Source organism: Adlercreutzia sp. ZJ154 (assembly GCF_011039055.1).
GTDB lineage: Bacteria > Actinomycetota > Coriobacteriia > Coriobacteriales > Eggerthellaceae > Adlercreutzia_A.
In genome coordinates, this window is sequence record NZ_JAAKEF010000020.1 from 1 (window position 1) to 16,872 (window position 16,872).

The following is a 16,872-nucleotide window of genomic DNA, read 5'->3' on the forward strand; positions in this document are numbered from 1 at the left end:
TATCCTGTAAAGTGTCCATAGTGGCCGTTGCCTTTCTGCTGAATCGGTTACTTTCACAAAAACGATTCTAGGCAATGGTCACTTCTATCTCAAAGTGGCTCCTGACACCAACTTTCGGCACACGATCTCGACGGGGGCTATTAGGTGTGTTTGAGTGTGGAAAGCTGGAAGTTTTGACCAAATAAGTCTCCAGAATGCGCTAAAGGTGGTCTGTCCGCACCCTTACATTCTTGTAAGCTGAATGTAAGGTGCTTCGATGGCAACTTGAAAGGCGCAAGCGCATAGTTCTAACTGCAGTTTGCCGGCGCATTTAATCCGGCAGCAGATAGGAGGAAACTATGACAACTGCAGGAAAAGTTGCTGTTTCATTAGCGATACTAATAACGATAGGCGCACTTGTTGTGTATGAGTCGCCGCGTCTTGTGAAAGCTTGAGGTTAATCATGGCAGAAGTATATGCAACTCCCGCGCATTCAATGAATGCTCAGATGCAGCGCGAACAGCCTTTGGCGCTTTCGGTGCATCAGGTGAAAAAGGTTTACGGAAGCCGCGATTCCATAACACAAGCGCTAGATGGCGTTAGTTTCGACGTGGAAAAAGGCGAATTTGTAAGCATTATGGGTGCTTCGGGCAGCGGAAAAACCACGCTTTTGAATTGCGTGTCCACTATTGACAAAGTTACTAGCGGGCAAATTTTGGTGGATGGTCAGGACATAACAACTATGTCGAAGCGGGCGTTGTCAAAATTCCGCCGCGACGAATTGGGCTTCATTTTCCAAGATTTCAACTTGCTTGATACGCTGAATGGCACAGAGAATATATCGCTGGCGCTTACTATTAAGCATGTGCCACCTGCGGAAATTTCGCGCCGCGTGCATGAAATAGCGCAAACGCTGGGTGTGACCGATGTTCTGAAAAAGTATCCCAATCAAATGTCTGGCGGGCAGAAGCAGCGTGTGGCTGCGGCGCGTGCAATAGTGGGAGATCCGAAGCTGATCTTGGCTGACGAGCCCACGGGTGCACTTGATTCGCGCTCTGCCGCCGTGTTGTTGGAAACTTTGGAAATGATGAATGTGCAGATGGGTGCCACAATAATGATGGTTACGCACGACTCGTATGCGGCATCGTTTACAAATCGCGTGTTGTTCATAAAGGACGGGCGTCTGTTCAACGAAATTCGCCGCGGTGCAATGTCGCGCGAGGAATTTTTCGCACGCATTATGGAGGTAGTGTCGTTTCTTGGGGGCGAGGTAGGTCATGCTGCTTAAACTGGCTTGGCGCAACATTCGTCATTCGGTGCGCGACTATACTATCTATTTTCTAACGCTTTTATTTGGCGTTGCGGTGTTTTACGCATTTAATTCCATTGGCAGTCAAGAGGTAATGTTTGACTTAGAATCGCAAGCCGACGTGCGCCAATTTGAAACAACGCAAGTATTTATGGGCATGTTTTCGTGGCTTATCGCATGTGTGCTGGGATTTCTGATTCTGTATTCGAATGGCTTTCTTATAAAACGCCGGAAGCGCGAATTTGGCACTTATATGCTGCTTGGCATGAGTTCGCGAAACATGTCGCTAATTATGCTTATTGAAACGATTATGGTGGGCGTGGTTTCGTTGGTGCTTGGTCTTGTGGTGGGCTTTCTGCTTTCGCAAGCTATGTCGTTTTTCACGGCTTCGCTGTTTGGCGCAACCATTAAAAACTATCAGTTCGTCTTTTCGCCCGAGGCGCTTGGCGTAACCATTGTTAGCTTTGTGGTTATCTATGTGGTGGTTGCCATATTCAATACGTTTTCGGTTAACAGGTGCAAGCTTATTGACCTTTTGTACGCCGATTCTAAAAATCAGAAAGTGGCAGTGCGCAACCCGTGGGTTTGCCTTGTTGTTTTCATTGTCTCTGTTGGTGTTTTGGCGTATGCGTATCAGCAGCTGATTGAAAGCGGCATGGTTATGCTGGACGACCCGCGTTTTATACGCGCTACAGTGTGCATGTTAATTGGAACGTTTATGCTGTTTTGGTCGCTTGCTGGGTTTGTTATTGCGGTGCTTACACATGCGCGCGGTGTGTATGTGCGCGGACTTGTGCCGTTTACTGTGCGGCAGATTGCAAGCCGCGTGAACACAGCGTTTTTGTCGCTTTGGGCTGTGTGCGTAATGCTGTTTTTCTCGATTACGGTGTTTTCCATAGGAATGGGTTTGGTGAATGTATTTACCGATGGTATAGAAGAAGCGAACCCATATAGCGCTACGTTAAGTGCTGAAATTTATAGCGAAGACACTATGATGGCGATTCGCGATACATCCGAGGCGCCCGATTCGCGTGCTAAGGCTATGCAGGCAGAAGCGCCCGAGCGCTACGAAAGCGGAGTGGCGTACAACTGGGATATGGCGGCGGCGTTGCGCGAGAATGCGCCGCAGCTGTGGGATGAAACTATAGCTAACAACTCGCAGGTAGATTTCTATTTTCTTCCCAGTACAACTTATGGCAACATTCTTGAGCAAGTGGGGTCTGAAGCGCTAGATAAGCTGAACGAGATTCAGCCCACTTTGAAAGAGTCTAATTTGCTCGTAATTTCGCTTTCCGACTTAAATGCGGCACGCGCGCTTACAGGGCAGACACCTGTGCAGCTTCAAGCCAATGAATGTGTCATGGTGAACAACATGGACATTTCTAAAGACGTTGCTGAAATGGTTGTGGAGGCGCGACCTACGATAGACGCAATGGGTACGCAGCTAACGTTTGTGGGTGACATGGTGGACACTCAACTTGAAGACAACGCTATAAAAGCTACTGCGGTTACCATTGCTGTGCCCGATTATGCGATTGACAACTTGCGGTCGCAGGGTGCTATTCCGTCTAGGTCGGTGCTGAACGTAATGTATGCCGAAAACGGAAAAAGCGAAGTGCAAAACGATGAGGCTTTAGGCGACATTATTGCGGCTACGCAGCCGAAGGATATGGGTGGTTTCGAGAAAGGCACTTCGGGTGCCGATGATAAGTGGGCAAGTTTGCTGTGGCCGGTTACGCGGGTGCTAACTGCGCATGAAATGATTACTCAATCGGGTGGTCTGAAGATGCTGATAACCTATTTGGCGCTATATATCGGCTTTGTTTTCCTTATCTCTACTGCGGCTATTTTGGCTGTACAGCAGTTGTCGCAAACCACCGATTCGCTGCCGCGCTATCGCATGTTGTCGCGTATTGGATGTAGTCAGCGCATGATAAATCGTTCGCTTTTGGTGCAGCTGGTCGTTTACTTCTTGCTTCCATTAGTGGTTGCAGTGTGTCATTCCGCATGCGCTATTGGAGTTATGTCAGTGCAGTTGTTCGACGCTTTGGGTGTGTCTGTGGTAGAACCCATTGCTATGGCGGCTGCGTTTGTGGGGGTTATTTATGGCGGGTACATGCTGGTCACGTATCTAACTAGTCGCAATGTGGTGAAAGGCGCTAAGTAGACACTTCATGTATAAGAATCGGGGAAGCTTCATTCAGAAGCTGCACAGCCTTCATTTTGCTTCCTCGATTCTGCCTATGCGGCGTACATTGGGATTGAATTAGCAATTTGATTGTTGTTTGACTAATCTATTGCGAAACTCTACGGAATCTGTCTTAGTTTGCTATAAATCTAAGTGACGTATGAAATCTGATCTACTATAAAGTATCCTATCGATTTCTATTGCGTTTTCAGTCAAACGAAAAAACGCAATATAGTTGCACGCTGGACAAAAACGATAGTCCGTACTGCTTCCATCGTCTAATACATAATGAGTGCAAGCTTCAGCAGTAAATTCCAAATGGCGCAATTCATGCCTGAGTTTCTTGAGATAATTTTGAGCAACAGTCTTTGATTTTGAAATAGACAGAATGTCATCGTATATTTTCTGAATATCTCGAATTGCATCACTTAATAAAAGAATTCTACGCCGTTGCATCTAGTACTCCTAATGAGGTTTCGGGGTCTTCTTCATCTAGGAGTTTTTCGAACGCAAACTCTATATCGTAGTATTTCGATTTTCCGTCAAGTTTGTTGCTTTTAGCTTCTGCAAGTGCCGTGTCAATGTAATGGCGATATGCCCTTGCATCTTGATATTCCTCAAATGCATTTATGTCCATAAGTACAAGGCTTCCACGACCGTTTTTCGTAAGGTAAATAGGTTCGCGAGTCTTTTTAGCCAGCTCTTCAATATCGCTGAAATTATTTCGAAGATCGGTAGATGGAATAATGCATGGCATATAGAATCCTATCAGTTAAAAGTAATAATAATGATAGAATTATTATATAATTATGACTTGAGTATGTCAATATATAGGTTTGTTCATCAATAATTTGCTGAGGTAATAGTTTTTGCTATTGTTTTCCAGTTCTACGGCTATGCATTCATACTTTATGGTGCGCCTTTTTTGCAAAGAGTAGTTGGTTCCATTTTGCGGTTTGCAGATTACGTAAAAAATTACAGGAGCGAATTTGACAATCGCACTCTGTTGTCTCACCTTAATGGGAAGTTCAGCGGTACAATGTGCGCATGCATAATTCTTTTGCGGACATACGTGAGAAAGCAGCGCCTGCCCTACGCGGTATGGGGATGCTTATTCTGGCGCTCTTTAGTTTTATTGTGGCGCTTTGGATTCTTATGGCTGTAGTTCGCGTTCTTGTTCCTGCAGGGTAGTTAAGCGCATCTATGTGGCAGCGTTTCACATTTGACGACCTGCGAGCAGTCGGACACTACTTAGGAATGTTGGTGTTATTTTCCGCATTGTTAATGGTGGTGCCTCTTGTTACTGCGTTGGTGTTTCAGGAATGGGATCCGGCGGCTCGTTACTTTTACTCTATAGGTATTGCGTTGGTAGTAGGTTCGGCATTGCGCTTCTGCCGCATTCAACCGGGGCGCCTAAACCGTCAGCAAGCTATAGCGGTTGTGGGTCTTGCGTGGATTGTGCTGGGAATTTTCTGCTCTATTCCGCTTTATTTCTCGGGGCACTACACTACATATTTAGACGCGGTTTTCGACGGCGTATCGGGTCTAACTACAACAGGCGCCAGTCTAATTGTCGATTTAGATCATCTATCTTACGCAGACAATATGTTCCGCTTTATGATGCATTTGCTTGGCGGTTTAGGGCTTATTGTTGTGGCGCTTTCGCTTGGGATATTTGGCAAGCGCATAGGCAGCGCGCTTTACAGGTCGGAAGGTCGCAATGAACATGTGGTGCCAAACGTAGTGCAAACCACACGCTTTATTAGCAAAATAACCGCTATTGTAATTATTGTTGCCACCATTGTTGTCACCGTGCTTATGTTGCTTGATGGCATGGAGCCTGCTCGTGCGCTGTTGCATGCGTTTTGGACATCTATTTCGGGCTTTGTAACCGGCGGTTTCACCCCGATGCAGCAATCAATTATGTATTACCACTCGTTTTCCATAGAAGTGGTAATGATGATTCTTATGCTGATGGGTTCTATCAGTTTCGTTATTTACGCCGATGTGTGGAAAGGCGACACGAAAACATTTTTCCGCGACATAGAAACGCGTACAACAATAATCTGGCTAGCTGTTATGCTTTGCGTACTTACAGCGGCACTTGCGGGTAGCACATTGTTTTCGAACTTATCTGCCATGCTTAGGCGCGGCACATTTATGCTGATATCCGCTATGACTACCACTGGATTTTCCGTAGTAACCACAAACCAACTGTTAAGCGTTTTTACCTCGGGTGCATTTCTGGCAATAGCCATTGTTATGGCTGTAGGCGCTAGTGCTGGGTCAACGGCTGGCGGTATAAAGTTGTATCGCGTGGGAATAATTGCGAAATCGATAGTGGCAACCATTAAAGAAACCATTGCGCCCGACAGTGCGCGCGTGGTGGTGTCGTACAGCCATTTGGGGCGGCGCATTTTAACGCCGGATGCCGTGAAAGAGGCTATGACCGTTTTTATTTTGTATGTAACAACGTATGCGATTGGGACATTGGTGGGTATTGCTCATGGCTACGAAGCTACGCAAGCCATTTTTGAATCGGTTGCTATGACATCGAACGGCGGCATAACCACTGGTGTGGCGGCTCCGGGCATGCCGTGGACATTAGAGTTATTCTACATTTTCCAAATGTGGGTGGGTCGTTTGGAGTTTATTGCGTTGCTTGCATTGTTGGTGCAGGTTGCTGTTAGTGTTGTGCCTAGATTCCGCAGACGCAGGGGTGCAGCATGAAAAATTCGAATCGTGTACGGTTTATATGCACTCTGCTAGCTGTGGCTGTTCTTGTTTGCGGCACGCTTACTGGTTGTGGTCGGCAGGTAAAAACGGACGAAGCTGGTGGCATTGCATCCGATATGGGTGCCGAAAATTCGCGAAATCTAATGAACCCTACGCAGCTTCCCGACAGTTCGTTTATTTACGACGCTTCAATAGCCGACTTGGAAAATGCCGACTCGTACATGGAGGGGCAAACTGTACAGGTTACAGGTGAGGTGGTTGGCGATTGTATTGCCGATGATTTACAGCCCGATTATTGCTGGATAACTCTTCAGGCTAACGATGGCTCGTATTCTGAGGTAAACGTGTTTATGCCAAGGTCGCTTGCCCGCGTAATAGATACTTATGGAGTTTATGGAAAGCGCGGAACCACATTGCAGGTGCGCGGTACATTCACTATGGCTTGCACGCAACACACGGGTCTTACTGGCATTCATGCCGACCATGTTGCGCTGGTGGGGCGCGGCGCTATCAGCGAGTCGCAATTCAATCCAAGTCATTTTGTGCCCGGGCTTGCTCTTATAGTAATTGGCGCGGCGCTAACCGTCATTTATAGATATCTTAGTGAGCGAAGGCGTTAGTGTGGGTATGTCTGCGGCAGACGAAATTGTGCAGGGACAGGTGGTAAAGCTTGATAGGGGGCTTCCGCTGGTTGCGCTGCGAAGCGGGCATAATGTGCGCTGCGAGCATTCTACCGAGCTTGTAAAGACTGGCGAAAGTCGGGCTGTTATAGGCGATGAAGTGCAAGTGCTGCTGCCGCGTGGTCACGATGTTGGCGTAATTCAGGAAATTCTTGAGCGCCGCACACAGCTTGTACGTAAAGATCCTACAGAGCGTGCTATACCTCAGGTATTGGCTGCCAATTTCGACACAGTGATAATAGCGCAGCCGGTCGGGCAGGTGAATATGCGGCGGCTTCAGCGCGAATTGGTCTTGGCGTTTGAAACGGGTGCGCGCGTTGCCGTAGTGCTTACTAAGGCAGATTTGGCAGACGACGAACTGGCGGTTCGCGAAGTGCGCAAACGGGTGCACGAGCTGGTGGGAGCCGATGTGCCTGTTGTGGTTATGGCGGATGGCGATGCTGAATCGGTTGAGCGGGTAAGGCAGCTAGTGCCTAAGGGTACTACTGCAGTATTGATAGGACGTTCTGGTGTTGGGAAGTCTACACTAATTAACTTTTTAACCGGCGAAGAAACGCGGCGCACGGCAAATGTTCGCGAAGTTGACGGAAAAGGGCGACACACCACTGTGAATCGCGAAATAATCCCAATTCCAGATGGCGGCTGTATAGTGGATATGCCGGGGGTTCGCGGCTTGGGGCTTTGGGAGGCAGACGCAGGCATAGATGCAGCTTTCGCCGATATAGAAGAGTTGGCTGCAAGCTGTCGTTTTCGCGACTGCAAACATGGGCGCGAGCCCGGTTGTGCTGTGCGCTTGGCGGTAGAGTCGGGCAGTTTGGTGCAGGAGCGCTTCAATACGTATATGCAGCTGCGCCAAGAAACGGCAGATGTGCAGCAGCGTCGCGAAGAGGCGCGGTGGCGGGCACGCGAGAAAGCGCCCGGCAAGCGCAGCCGTAAAGCTAATCGCTAATGCTGCTAATCGCTAATGCTGCGTCCTAGAAATTTTTCGGCATTGTGCCATGTCATATTCTCGAATTCGGCGGGCGAAAACGGAAGCGATGTGAAGCGCTGGTATTCATCCGCCGGGTTCCACATGGGAAAATCGCTGCCAAACATTATGCGATCGGTGCCATAAAGCTGAATTAGTTCTGTGGTGCGCCTGTTCCCCAAAAATTTCATGCTGCTAGATACGTCCATGAAACAGCGCGCATCTTCCATGTATTCTACGGCTACATCAAAAATAGACCAGCCGCCAAAATGCGCGGCGTTCACCACTAAATTCGGAAATGTGTCTAGAATTTTTCGCATACGGCGTGGATGGCTGAAGTCGTAGCGGTAATCGCCACAGTGCATTATTAGCGGCAGCCGACCTTCGATAGCTTCGTATATACGCATTAGGCGCGCATCGTCCATGTTCACGCGCTGTGTGTCGGGGTGAAGTTTTACGCCAACAAGCCCCATTGCGCAGGCGCGCTCTATTTCCGTCAGCGGATCTTCCATATCTTGATGCAATGTCATAAAGCCGATAAGGTGCGGGTTTGCGGCGCATTCTTGAGCGATAAAGTCGTTAATACTGCGTACTTGTTCGGGGCGCGTGGCTACCGAATGTACCACATGGTGAGTTATTGGCGCAGGCGCGCTGTCGGCAATTAGCGCCTGCGATGTTCCGCCGCACGCATCCATGTGTATGTTGTAGAAGTTGCCAACTCCTTCCACGGCGCGATCGGCTATCTTGGCGGGGTATATATGACAATGACAATCTATTACAGGCATGTAATTCTCGCTTTGTTTATGTTGGCAGGTTTTTTTGATTCTACTTTATATTGCTTGATACTTGGTGGATTTTGCCGCATGGCATTTGGGAACGGTTTGCTTTCAGGCTTTTATTTGGCAGTTTATTGGTGTTGTGTTGAGGTAACATTGATTTGTTAGATTTGCGTCGTGATGCGTGATGGGCTAATTGGGCTAATTAGGTTAATTAGGTTAATTAGGTTAATTAGTGCGACGTATGAACTGTTGTGTGAGGAGACTTCAATGATGTATAAGAATCTGCTGGTTGCCTATGATGGATCCGAACCGTCGCAAGGAGCGCTTAATGTGGCGAAGAATATGATTGGCGATATGCCCGATGCAGTTATGCATATACTTGCGGTTATTCCGCTGGGGGCGGTAGGTGTTGGTGTTGAGTCACCCATAGAGCCAATTGGCAGTGTACAGCAGATTTTTCCCGACATGGAAACATACGAGGCGCTGCTAGCGAATGCTAAGAACAATACTGCAAAAAGTGTGGAAGAGCAGCTTGATGATCAGCTGGACGATTTGAAGTGCGAAGTTACGATAGATGTTGTGGCTGCTAGCAAGCCAGCAATGGGTATTTGCGAATATGCGGAAGACAATGAGATTGACATGATAGTTATGGGTAGACGCGGACTAGGCGCGCTGCGCAGCATGTTAGGCAGCGTAAGTTATGCGGTGCTGCATGAGGCGAATTGTCCTGTGGTTACTGTAAAATAGTAAGGTATGTTTTGCATTTTTTAGCAATAGGTGTAGAATAGAGATTCGCCAATAAAGGCATAACGATGCGGGGTGGAGCAGTCTGGTAGCTCGCCGGGCTCATAACCCGGAGGTCGTAGGTTCAAATCCTGCCCCCGCGACCAAACTGACCAGCAGGTCGGATAATCCGAAAAGGTTGTCCGACCTGCTTTTTCTTTGTCAAAGCACCCATCGTTCAAACATGCCCTGAATCGCCTTGGCACCAAGTTGGCACCAGCCTTGGCACCAAGTTGGCACCAAAGGCATTGTAGACCATTCGGACAAAACCGCGAATACCGGTATTTCTCCACAGTTGGTGTCGCCCTGACGAAAGCATCGTCAACATGGTTTCGCCCTGGCGATAGCAACGCTTCGCTGTGGCGCCTCCTTTGTAGTTGCTGATGGCTATGGTTCCCATTGCGCATCCTTTGCTTGTGGCATGCTTGCCTGAAAGTGTGGAAGCGGCTCGCATGCCGTCTTTGTAATACGTTCCCATTATACACCATAAATTCACGATATTGTGAACTTATCGAAATAAGCCTCCCCGGCCAGCACCAGGGAGTCTCCACGCCGTATGCGACCGGAAGGTCGCTATGCGGTCGCACAGGCCAGTTCGGGTTCCGGCGCGGGCTCGGGCTCGCACCCGGCCGGAGCGCATGAATCGCAACCCATTGCGTTTATGGTGTGCCTTATGAGGGCTCGGTCGGTCGCCAGCATCAGGAGCGAGACGCTGTCGAAGCGAACCGGTCGGTCGCGATAGCCCATCCCTTCGCTTCTGAGCCATTGTATGGCGGCCTTCTCGCGCCTCTCGCGCGTGCGCTTGGTCATGCTCTCGCTCGGAAAGCCTTTGCCGACGTCGCGGCGCGCCTTCACGTCGATGAACACGAGCGCGTCCCCGTTCTCGGCCACGATGTCGATCTGCTCGCCGTCCGTGGGTGTGGATGCACGGAATCGTGAACAATGCGCGATAATAGGGACAGGCAGAAAAGCGAGGCGAGAGGATGCGATCTTGGGCACGGGCGAGCGGATACGCAAGGCGCGGAAGACAGCGGGGATGACCCAGCAGCAGCTCGCCGATGCCATAGGCAAGACGAAGAGCGCCATCGCGAACTACGAGAAGGGTGACCGCACGCCTGACGAGGCAACGATCGCGGGCATCGCAGGCGCGCTCGGGATCCTGCCGGAATCGCTTAGGGACCGCGGTCTCGAAACGGTTGCCGACGTGCTGGATGCGCTCATCACGATGGAGGAGGCCGGTTTCGGCATAGAGCCTGCGAAGACCAAGAACGGCGTCGTCATCGTCGTGGACCCGAACGCGCCGCATGCGCTGAAGATGGCCATGGCGCTGGAGAAGTGGAGCGAGCAGCGCAAGGCGCTCAAGGGCGGCGACATATCGCAGGTCGAATACGCCCTCTGGCGAGGCGATTTCGGCGGGATAGACGAAGACGAGGCAGGTGAGATGCGATGAACCTGGGACACGAGGACGAGTACACGGAGTTCAAGAAGACGACCTCCGAGCTGAAGGAAGGCATGGATTCGATCGCTGCCATCCTGAACAAGCACGGCAAAGGGATCTTGTACTTCGGTGTCAATCCAGATGGCGAGGTGTGCGGGCAGGACGTGTCGGAATCAACCCTGCGCAAGATAAGCCAGGCGATCGGCAACTCGATAGACCCTGCCATCTACCCGATAGTCGCCCACGAGAAGACACCTGATGGTAAGGATTACGTGAAGGTGGCCTTCTTCGGGGACGATGGGCCGTATGCATGCAACGGGAAGTACCGCATCCGCAGGGCAGACGAGGACGTCATCATGTCTCCGAGTCAGCTTCGCCATCATTTCAAGGAAGCCGAGAATCGTGTGAATCCTTGGGATGGGCGCATATCGGACAAGACCGTCGATGACGCAGACGAGGACACTCTTCGCAAGTTTGTAGAGCGCGGGCAGAAGGAGGGCAGGATCCCATTTCCCTACACGAATGCCAAGGAGGTGCTTGAGCGCCTCGGCCTGCTGGAGGGAGACAACCTGCGCAATGCGGCAGCCGTTCTGTTCTGCCCCTCGATCTACACGGGAATTAAGATGGGGATTCTCGCAAGCCATGCGAGGACGGACATCCTCGACCTCAAGCAGGAGGCGGGCATCTTCTTCGATCTCATCGACAAGGGCGAGTACTACATCATCTCGAATATCCGGAACCGCGTCGACACATCCACGGGCGGGCCCAGCCCCGTGTATTTCGAGATTCCGAGGGCTGCGATCCGTGAGGCGCTGATGAATGCCTTCGCGCATCGCGATTGGCAGACCTATGATGCGGTAGTCGTGGACATCTACAGCGATGCGGTTGAGATCACGAGCCCGGGATGGTTCATCGAGGGGCAGGATCCCGACCGTCATCTCTCCGGTGAGGACAGCTCGTCCATCAGCCGCAACCCTCTTATTTCCAGGACGCTGTACCGGTCGGGTGACATAGAGGCATACGGGACCGGCATCAAGAGGATCAAGGAATCGTGCGATGCCGCCAACATCAGGGTCGAATACGTGCGGGTTCCAAGCGGGACCAAGCTGGTTTTCCACAGAAACGATGCATTTGCACAAGTATCGCCAGGAGATACAGTGCCAGATGTCACGGTAAATGACACGGTAAATGTCACGGTAAAGAATCCTCAAACGCCGCTAAGGGGCAAGGATTCAAGAAACGCAAAGATACTGGAGCTAATTGCGCGTGACTCGGGCATCACGGCAGAAGAAATCGCTGAAACAACCGCAGCGAGCGTCAGAACGGTAAGGCGTGCTTTGAAGGAACTGCAGGACAACGGAAAGCTACTCCGAGAAGGTTCAGACAAGGCGGGTAGATGGATCGTCGTAGAGTCCAAAGAACAATAGGGCTTAGATAAATGCTTGGTTGCAACAAGCTACGCATATCAGCTGGCCTAGCGTGAGCAGGAGCTATAAGACCGCGAAGAGGTGAACCCTTGAACGATACGTGCGACTCGAAGCCGCTTGGCTATTTTGACCTCAACAAGACCGCCAAGGAACTGAAAAGGCAGCTGGAGACGGAAGAGGACTATCATAGGGCTGCGTCCTCTTGTTTTGACAGCGCCGATTCGTTCTTGCGTACCGTCTGCCTTCCAATGCTCCTCGGAAGATTGGAAGACGTCTTCTGCTCAGCTGCTTTTGCCAACGCATCATTCTCGTGTGAGCTGTTCCTCAAAACCCTATTGCTGTCTCAGTGCGAAACGCCTGGAAAACTGCATAAGCTGGACGAGTTATTCGCAAAAATCGAAGCCGATTCAAGAGAGTCGGTTTTGAGCAGCTTTCCCATGGGCCCAGGAACCCATACTCGCGATCGCGACGAATTCATGCTGCAGCTGCATGAAAATAGGGATGCGTTCCCGATAATCCGATACTGCTACGAGCTCACGAGCTACGCATTTCAGGACGAGTACGTTTTTAATCTAGCTTTGACGCTGCGCGAAGAAGCGAGACGAAAGCTAAAGTCGCTGAGCATCTCCAAGCCAGAGGAGATAATTCGAATCTAACATAAAGCTCCGAGGCAACTGGGACAAATTGTCCCAGTGGGCATGAGGCTGCCTCATACATAGCTCGCCACCATCTCCGAAGCCTGCGCCTACGAGCCAGGAGCGTGGGCATCCCGTCTCAGAGCGCTCGAATGATGCTGGTTCGGCATCGCGTTTCCCCGGAATGCGACGAGCGCCACCCGACTCGAAAAATCCACAGTCTGTTCGATTGACGGATTAGGCGAGCGAGTTCATCATTGGATGTCTCACAGTCGAACAAATGTACCTATACCGAGGAGGTGACCCCCTTGCGCGAGCGCGCCGTGATGCACATCGACATGAACGCCTTCTACGCGTCTGTGGTCCAGCACCTCGACCCTGCACTCAGGGGCAGGCCGGTGGCCGTGGTCGGAGACCCGGAGCGTCGCAGCGGCATCATCCTCGCGAAGTCGCGCGAGGCGAAGGCGTGCGGCGTGAAGACCGCAGAGGCGATATGGCAGGCTAGGCAGAAGTGCCCGGAGCTCATCGTGGTGCCGCCCGACTATGCCGCGTACAAGAGGTACTCGACGCTCGCCCGCATGATCTGCTACGAATACACCAACCAGGTGGAGCCGTTCGGGCTCGACGAGTCCTGGATGGACGTGACGGTGCGCATCGACGAGGACGGCAGGACTCGCCCCATGTCGGTGCAGTGGTGGGACGGGCGACCTATCCGATCGAGAAGGTGGTCTCGGTCTGCCGCCGCTCCTCCAAGCGCGTGGGAGGCGACGGGGTCTGCTACGCCGTCGTCATCAACGGCAGGGAAACGCTCCTCTACCACGAGGACCCGCGCTGGTTTGTGGAGGAGAAAATCACAGAGGGGCATATCTGCTGAGCTAGGACGGGATCATGAAGGCTCTTCGTCTGTTGGCTCCCTCGAGAAGAGTACTTCTATCCGGATGCCTTCGTCAGAGTCGGAAGACGTATCCCGTCGTAGGATTCGGCACCGGGAAGTGCAACGGCGTTGACATGAGTGGGGTTTCCTACGTGGAGCGCTACGATCATGACGGCGGCTATTCTTGGAACATCAATAACAAAGTTCGCGGCGGAGCCGTTCGCGTTGCCCCTCAACTGCGAGCAACCAAGCATAGCCCTTCACTTTTTTCAATATCAAACGCATCTCAGTTGTTATCGGATCATTGAAGTAGCGTAAACGACGTCCTAACAGACCCCGTACCCACGGCCGCGCTCAAGCCATTTGGGTTCTCAATCCTCCCGATTCTGGAATAGGCGTAGTCAGCGGCATGTGTCTCGTAGAACACGACAATGTAAGCATTCTGATAAAGCATCACATCACCCGCCTCGATGGTGCCAGGATTCGTCGGGTCAGACGGGAGCGCCTCGTCGAGCAATACGTACTTCTCGTTGCCGTTGAGCTCGCTCAGCTCGCATTCCATTGGAAGTGTTGATGCAAACGCCTTCGCGGTCGGGTTATCCGCTAGGTCGATGATGAACTCTGTGCCGTTCAGGGTGGCGCTTACCCGTGAAGCCCTGGCGGCATCGCGGCTCATTGGTTCCTCCTCATTATTATCGTCTGCCGTCGATTCAGGCTTGCTTTGCGATGTGCTCTCCTCAGTTGCCGGACTTGAGAACTCGGCACTATCGCTCGATGCTCCCGCGCAGCCCGAAACAAGCGTGCCGGACAGCACGAGTGAAGCCATCAGGAGCGCCATGCATCTTTTGGCCACTCGCTTCTCCTATCTTAGATTGGCACCGAACGCCTCAAGCTCTGCTAGACTCTCAGGCGATGACGCGCGTGGTCCGGCATATTCGAACACGCCGCAGTCTTCAACCCCGTACCACCCTTGCAAGAAGCCATGGTAGACCTTCTCGGCGGCATCGTATACACCATTTGCGCCCGAGTCGAGGATAAGCGCCATCTTCTTGCAGCCCGCAGGTTTGCCAAGCGAATAGGTCCTGTGGATAGCGCAGTGCATCTGGCCGGTGAGCGAGCCGTAGTATATGGGGCTTGCAATCACTATCATGTCTGCCGAATCGTAGAGCGGGTAGATTCGCGCCATGTCGTCTTTCTGGACACACTCGCCGTTTCCTTTGGTGTGGCACCATTCACATCCGGTACATCCGTGGATGTTCATATTCGCCACGTCCATAACGGTCACGTCATGACCTGCCGAAGTAGCACCCTTGGCGAAGGCGCGAGCCAAAGCTGAGGTTCGTCCGTTCTTCCGTGCGCTACCTTGCAAAACCAATATCTTCATCTGCTACACCGCCTTTATTGTCAGGTCATAGGAGCTGCCGAGTTGGCGAAGCTTCTCTATCTCGCCGTCATCCAGTTGGCCCATTACCACTTGGTCTCCATAGGCAGACGACTGCTCCTCGCCGCCATAGAACACAGCGAGCCAACCGCCTTCCGGGTTGTAGTTCAACTGTCCGTTCTTCCAGCCGTTGTGAACCTGCGACTCCGTATAGGGCAGTCTCATGCCGATCTGCCCGCAGAAGTCCATGCCAGAAGAGCCGACGTGCAACGTTACGGGAAGCGCCTCTGCGAACGCCTTGGCGGTTTCGGTGTTGTTTAGGGTCGCGAAAACGGCTTTGGTATCCCCGAATTCCAATTGGACCTTCATCTCTCAGTTCCTTTCCTAGAAGAACAACTTGCCTATCAGCCAATCGGCAGCCTTGTTCACCAGCTCGCTCTCGTAGAACACGGTCTGGGTGTCGTGAATGAGGTAGTAGTCGATGTAGTCTAGCTCATTTTCCGGCTTGTAAGCCAGCCGGCGAAGGAGACAGACAGCGCAGCTAAGGCCGCCATGCAGATCCCGCTCCACCCTGCCTGCGCCCAGATCAGTCCTGAGGCCGCGCTGCCAAGGGCGCTGAACACGAAGTTGTTGAAGACGAAGACGGTGTTGAGACGGCTGCTCTTGGCGGGGTCGAGGGCCATGACGCGAAGCTGGTTCAACGTGCCCACGCCCTGCACGCCGAGGGAGTAAAGCGCTGCAGCAACAACGACGATCGCGACGGAACTGCCCGCGAAAAGCGCCAGGAGCATGCTCGCGAGCGAGAGGGCTATGAACGCGCCTACGGCAGGGATGCCGAGCCCCTTATCCTGCAGCTTTCCAACGCCGACCGAGCCTGCGGCACCGGTCACCCCGGCTAAGCTCACGAGGCCGATCTGAAAGGTGGTGAAGTCGAAGGGCGCGCCTCCGAGCCGGAAGGTCACGGCGTTCCAGAAAAGGTTGAACACCACGCCGAACACGAGGCCGTTGGTGAGGAGGATCCATTTGAGCGCACGGTAGCGCGAGATCGACGCGAACACGTCTCCGATGAGCCTCCCGTAAGGAACATGCTCCTTGGGCGCAAGCCTCGGCAGGCACCTCCAGATCACAGCCATAAGCGCGAGGTTCAAACCCGCCGCCAGGGCATAGATAGCGCGCCAACCGAGGAGGTCGGCCACAAGCCCGCTCACAGTACGTGCGGCGAGGATACCGATCGTGATGCCCGCGGCAACTGTGCCGACTGCTTTGCCCTGCTGCGATGGATCAGCGAGGTCGCGCGTCATCGGCACGATGATCTGCCCCGATACCGTGGTGATGCCAAGGGCGGAGAGCGCGAATGCCAAAAGCAGGAAGCTCGGTGCGATAGCGCACGCAACCAGGGAAAGCGCAGCGAGAAGCATCACGATCGCGATCAGCTTTCGCCTGGGGCATATGTCTCCCAGGGGAACGATGAGCAGGATGCCCAGAGCGTAGCCGACCTGCGTTGACGTGATGAGCAGGCCGCTGTCGGCAACAGCGATGTCGAGCTCTCCTGCGATCTGCACGAGCAGGGGTTGTGCCCAATAGAGGTTGCCTATGGCCAAGCCCGATGCGATCGTCAGTAGCGCGACCAAGGGTCCGGTCAACTTGAACCCGGGTGCAGTTTCAGCCTTCATTTTGCCGATGTCCCTCATGTGGT

20 protein-coding genes and 1 tRNA gene are annotated in these 16,872 nt (G+C 52.2%); 12 read left to right on the plus strand and 9 right to left on the minus strand.

The window, feature by feature from the left end; genetic code table 11:
* Positions 1–487 precede the first annotated feature (487 nt).
* Positions 488–1,267 carry an ABC transporter ATP-binding protein gene (locus tag G7Y37_RS07740; RefSeq protein WP_165062937.1) on the plus strand — a complete coding sequence of 260 codons (780 nt, stop codon included), beginning with the start codon at positions 488–490 and terminating at the stop codon, positions 1,265–1,267.
* Positions 1,257–3,455 carry an FtsX-like permease family protein gene (locus tag G7Y37_RS07745; protein WP_165062896.1) on the plus strand — a complete coding sequence of 733 codons (2,199 nt, stop codon included), beginning with the start codon at positions 1,257–1,259 and terminating at the stop codon, positions 3,453–3,455. Before G7Y37_RS07740 ends, G7Y37_RS07745 begins: the two co-directional genes overlap by 11 nt.
* A 162-nt stretch (positions 3,456–3,617) precedes the next feature.
* Here the strand turns inward: G7Y37_RS07745 and G7Y37_RS07750 are convergent, their stop codons facing one another.
* The gene (locus tag G7Y37_RS07750) at positions 3,618–3,932 is read right to left on the minus strand and encodes a type II toxin-antitoxin system RelE/ParE family toxin (RefSeq protein ID WP_165062897.1); all 315 of its coding nucleotides are present in this window, start codon (positions 3,930–3,932) and stop codon (positions 3,618–3,620) included.
* Positions 3,919–4,233 (minus strand): type II toxin-antitoxin system Phd/YefM family antitoxin, encoded by a 315-nt coding sequence (locus G7Y37_RS07755; RefSeq protein ID WP_165062898.1) that lies wholly within the window; start codon positions 4,231–4,233, stop codon positions 3,919–3,921. Before G7Y37_RS07755 ends, G7Y37_RS07750 begins: the two co-directional genes overlap by 14 nt.
* Positions 4,234–4,523: 290 nt before the next feature.
* Between G7Y37_RS07755 and G7Y37_RS07760 the strand changes: the two genes are divergently transcribed.
* The 4 genes from G7Y37_RS07760 to rsgA are packed head-to-tail and all read left to right on the plus strand — an operon-like array spanning position 4,524 to position 7,841.
* Positions 4,524–4,667 carry a hypothetical protein gene (locus G7Y37_RS07760; RefSeq protein ID WP_165062899.1) on the plus strand — a complete coding sequence of 48 codons (144 nt, stop codon included), beginning with the start codon at positions 4,524–4,526 and terminating at the stop codon, positions 4,665–4,667.
* 12 nt (positions 4,668–4,679) lie between these two features.
* Complete coding sequence (locus G7Y37_RS07765) at positions 4,680–6,206, plus strand: TrkH family potassium uptake protein (RefSeq protein WP_165062900.1); 1,527 nt, start codon at positions 4,680–4,682, stop codon at positions 6,204–6,206.
* Entirely contained in the window at positions 6,203–6,832 is a 630-nt protein-coding gene (locus tag G7Y37_RS07770; RefSeq protein WP_165062901.1) for a hydrolase, read from the plus strand. The genes G7Y37_RS07765 and G7Y37_RS07770 overlap by 4 nt, the downstream gene beginning before the upstream one ends.
* Positions 6,816–7,841: a ribosome small subunit-dependent GTPase A gene (gene rsgA, locus G7Y37_RS07775; protein WP_241156069.1), complete on the plus strand. Its 1,026-nt coding sequence runs from the start codon at positions 6,816–6,818 to the stop codon at positions 7,839–7,841. Before G7Y37_RS07770 ends, rsgA begins: the two co-directional genes overlap by 17 nt.
* A gap of 5 nt (positions 7,842–7,846) precedes the next feature.
* Here the strand turns inward: rsgA and G7Y37_RS07780 are convergent, their stop codons facing one another.
* A complete protein-coding gene (locus G7Y37_RS07780) occupies positions 7,847–8,644 on the minus strand; it encodes an amidohydrolase family protein (protein WP_165062902.1) in 798 nt (265 codons plus the stop codon).
* Between the two features lie 261 nt (positions 8,645–8,905).
* On the opposite strand from G7Y37_RS07780, the gene G7Y37_RS07785 reads away from it, so the two are divergent.
* Entirely contained in the window at positions 8,906–9,385 is a 480-nt protein-coding gene (locus G7Y37_RS07785) for a universal stress protein (RefSeq protein ID WP_165062903.1), read from the plus strand.
* A gap of 66 nt (positions 9,386–9,451) precedes the next feature.
* A tRNA-Met gene (locus tag G7Y37_RS07790) sits at positions 9,452–9,528 on the plus strand.
* A gap of 71 nt (positions 9,529–9,599) precedes the next feature.
* Here G7Y37_RS07790 and G7Y37_RS07795 read toward each other — a convergent pair.
* Together G7Y37_RS07795 and G7Y37_RS09275 are read right to left on the minus strand one after the other, a co-directional pair.
* Positions 9,600–9,899: a hypothetical protein gene (locus tag G7Y37_RS07795; protein ID WP_165062904.1), complete on the minus strand. Its 300-nt coding sequence runs from the start codon at positions 9,897–9,899 to the stop codon at positions 9,600–9,602.
* A gap of 95 nt (positions 9,900–9,994) precedes the next feature.
* The gene (locus G7Y37_RS09275) at positions 9,995–10,507 is read right to left on the minus strand and encodes a YraN family protein (protein WP_370514612.1); all 513 of its coding nucleotides are present in this window, start codon (positions 10,505–10,507) and stop codon (positions 9,995–9,997) included.
* Here G7Y37_RS09275 and G7Y37_RS07805 point away from each other — a divergent pair.
* The 4 genes from G7Y37_RS07805 to G7Y37_RS07820 all read left to right on the plus strand — a co-directional run bounded on the left by G7Y37_RS07805 (position 10,413) and on the right by G7Y37_RS07820 (position 13,928).
* Positions 10,413–10,871 carry a helix-turn-helix domain-containing protein gene (locus tag G7Y37_RS07805; RefSeq protein ID WP_165062906.1) on the plus strand — a complete coding sequence of 153 codons (459 nt, stop codon included), beginning with the start codon at positions 10,413–10,415 and terminating at the stop codon, positions 10,869–10,871. The two genes, G7Y37_RS09275 and G7Y37_RS07805, sit on opposite strands and share 95 nt — an antisense overlap.
* Positions 10,868–12,286: an ATP-binding protein gene (locus tag G7Y37_RS07810; RefSeq protein WP_165062907.1), complete on the plus strand. Its 1,419-nt coding sequence runs from the start codon at positions 10,868–10,870 to the stop codon at positions 12,284–12,286. Before G7Y37_RS07805 ends, G7Y37_RS07810 begins: the two co-directional genes overlap by 4 nt.
* A gap of 89 nt (positions 12,287–12,375) precedes the next feature.
* Positions 12,376–12,942 (plus strand): hypothetical protein, encoded by a 567-nt coding sequence (locus G7Y37_RS07815; protein WP_165062908.1) that lies wholly within the window; start codon positions 12,376–12,378, stop codon positions 12,940–12,942.
* Between the two features lie 287 nt (positions 12,943–13,229).
* Positions 13,230–13,928, plus strand: coding sequence for a hypothetical protein (locus tag G7Y37_RS07820; RefSeq protein WP_241156070.1), 699 nt, complete (start codon positions 13,230–13,232; stop codon positions 13,926–13,928).
* Positions 13,929–14,096: 168 nt separating this feature from the next.
* Here G7Y37_RS07820 and G7Y37_RS07825 read toward each other — a convergent pair whose 3' ends face one another.
* From G7Y37_RS07825 to G7Y37_RS07840, 4 genes are all read right to left on the minus strand, one after another.
* Entirely contained in the window at positions 14,097–14,621 is a 525-nt protein-coding gene (locus tag G7Y37_RS07825) for a cyclophilin-like fold protein (RefSeq protein WP_165062909.1), read from the minus strand.
* A gap of 36 nt (positions 14,622–14,657) precedes the next feature.
* On the minus strand, positions 14,658–15,179 hold the full coding sequence (locus tag G7Y37_RS07830) for a flavodoxin family protein (RefSeq protein ID WP_165062910.1): 522 nt from the start codon (positions 15,177–15,179) through the stop codon (positions 14,658–14,660).
* Positions 15,180–15,182: 3 nt separating this feature from the next.
* On the minus strand, positions 15,183–15,545 hold the full coding sequence (locus tag G7Y37_RS07835) for a cyclophilin-like fold protein (protein ID WP_165062911.1): 363 nt from the start codon (positions 15,543–15,545) through the stop codon (positions 15,183–15,185).
* Between the two features lie 119 nt (positions 15,546–15,664).
* Positions 15,665–16,867 carry an MFS transporter gene (locus G7Y37_RS07840; protein WP_165062912.1) on the minus strand — a complete coding sequence of 401 codons (1,203 nt, stop codon included), beginning with the start codon at positions 16,865–16,867 and terminating at the stop codon, positions 15,665–15,667.
* Positions 16,868–16,872 lie beyond the last annotated feature (5 nt).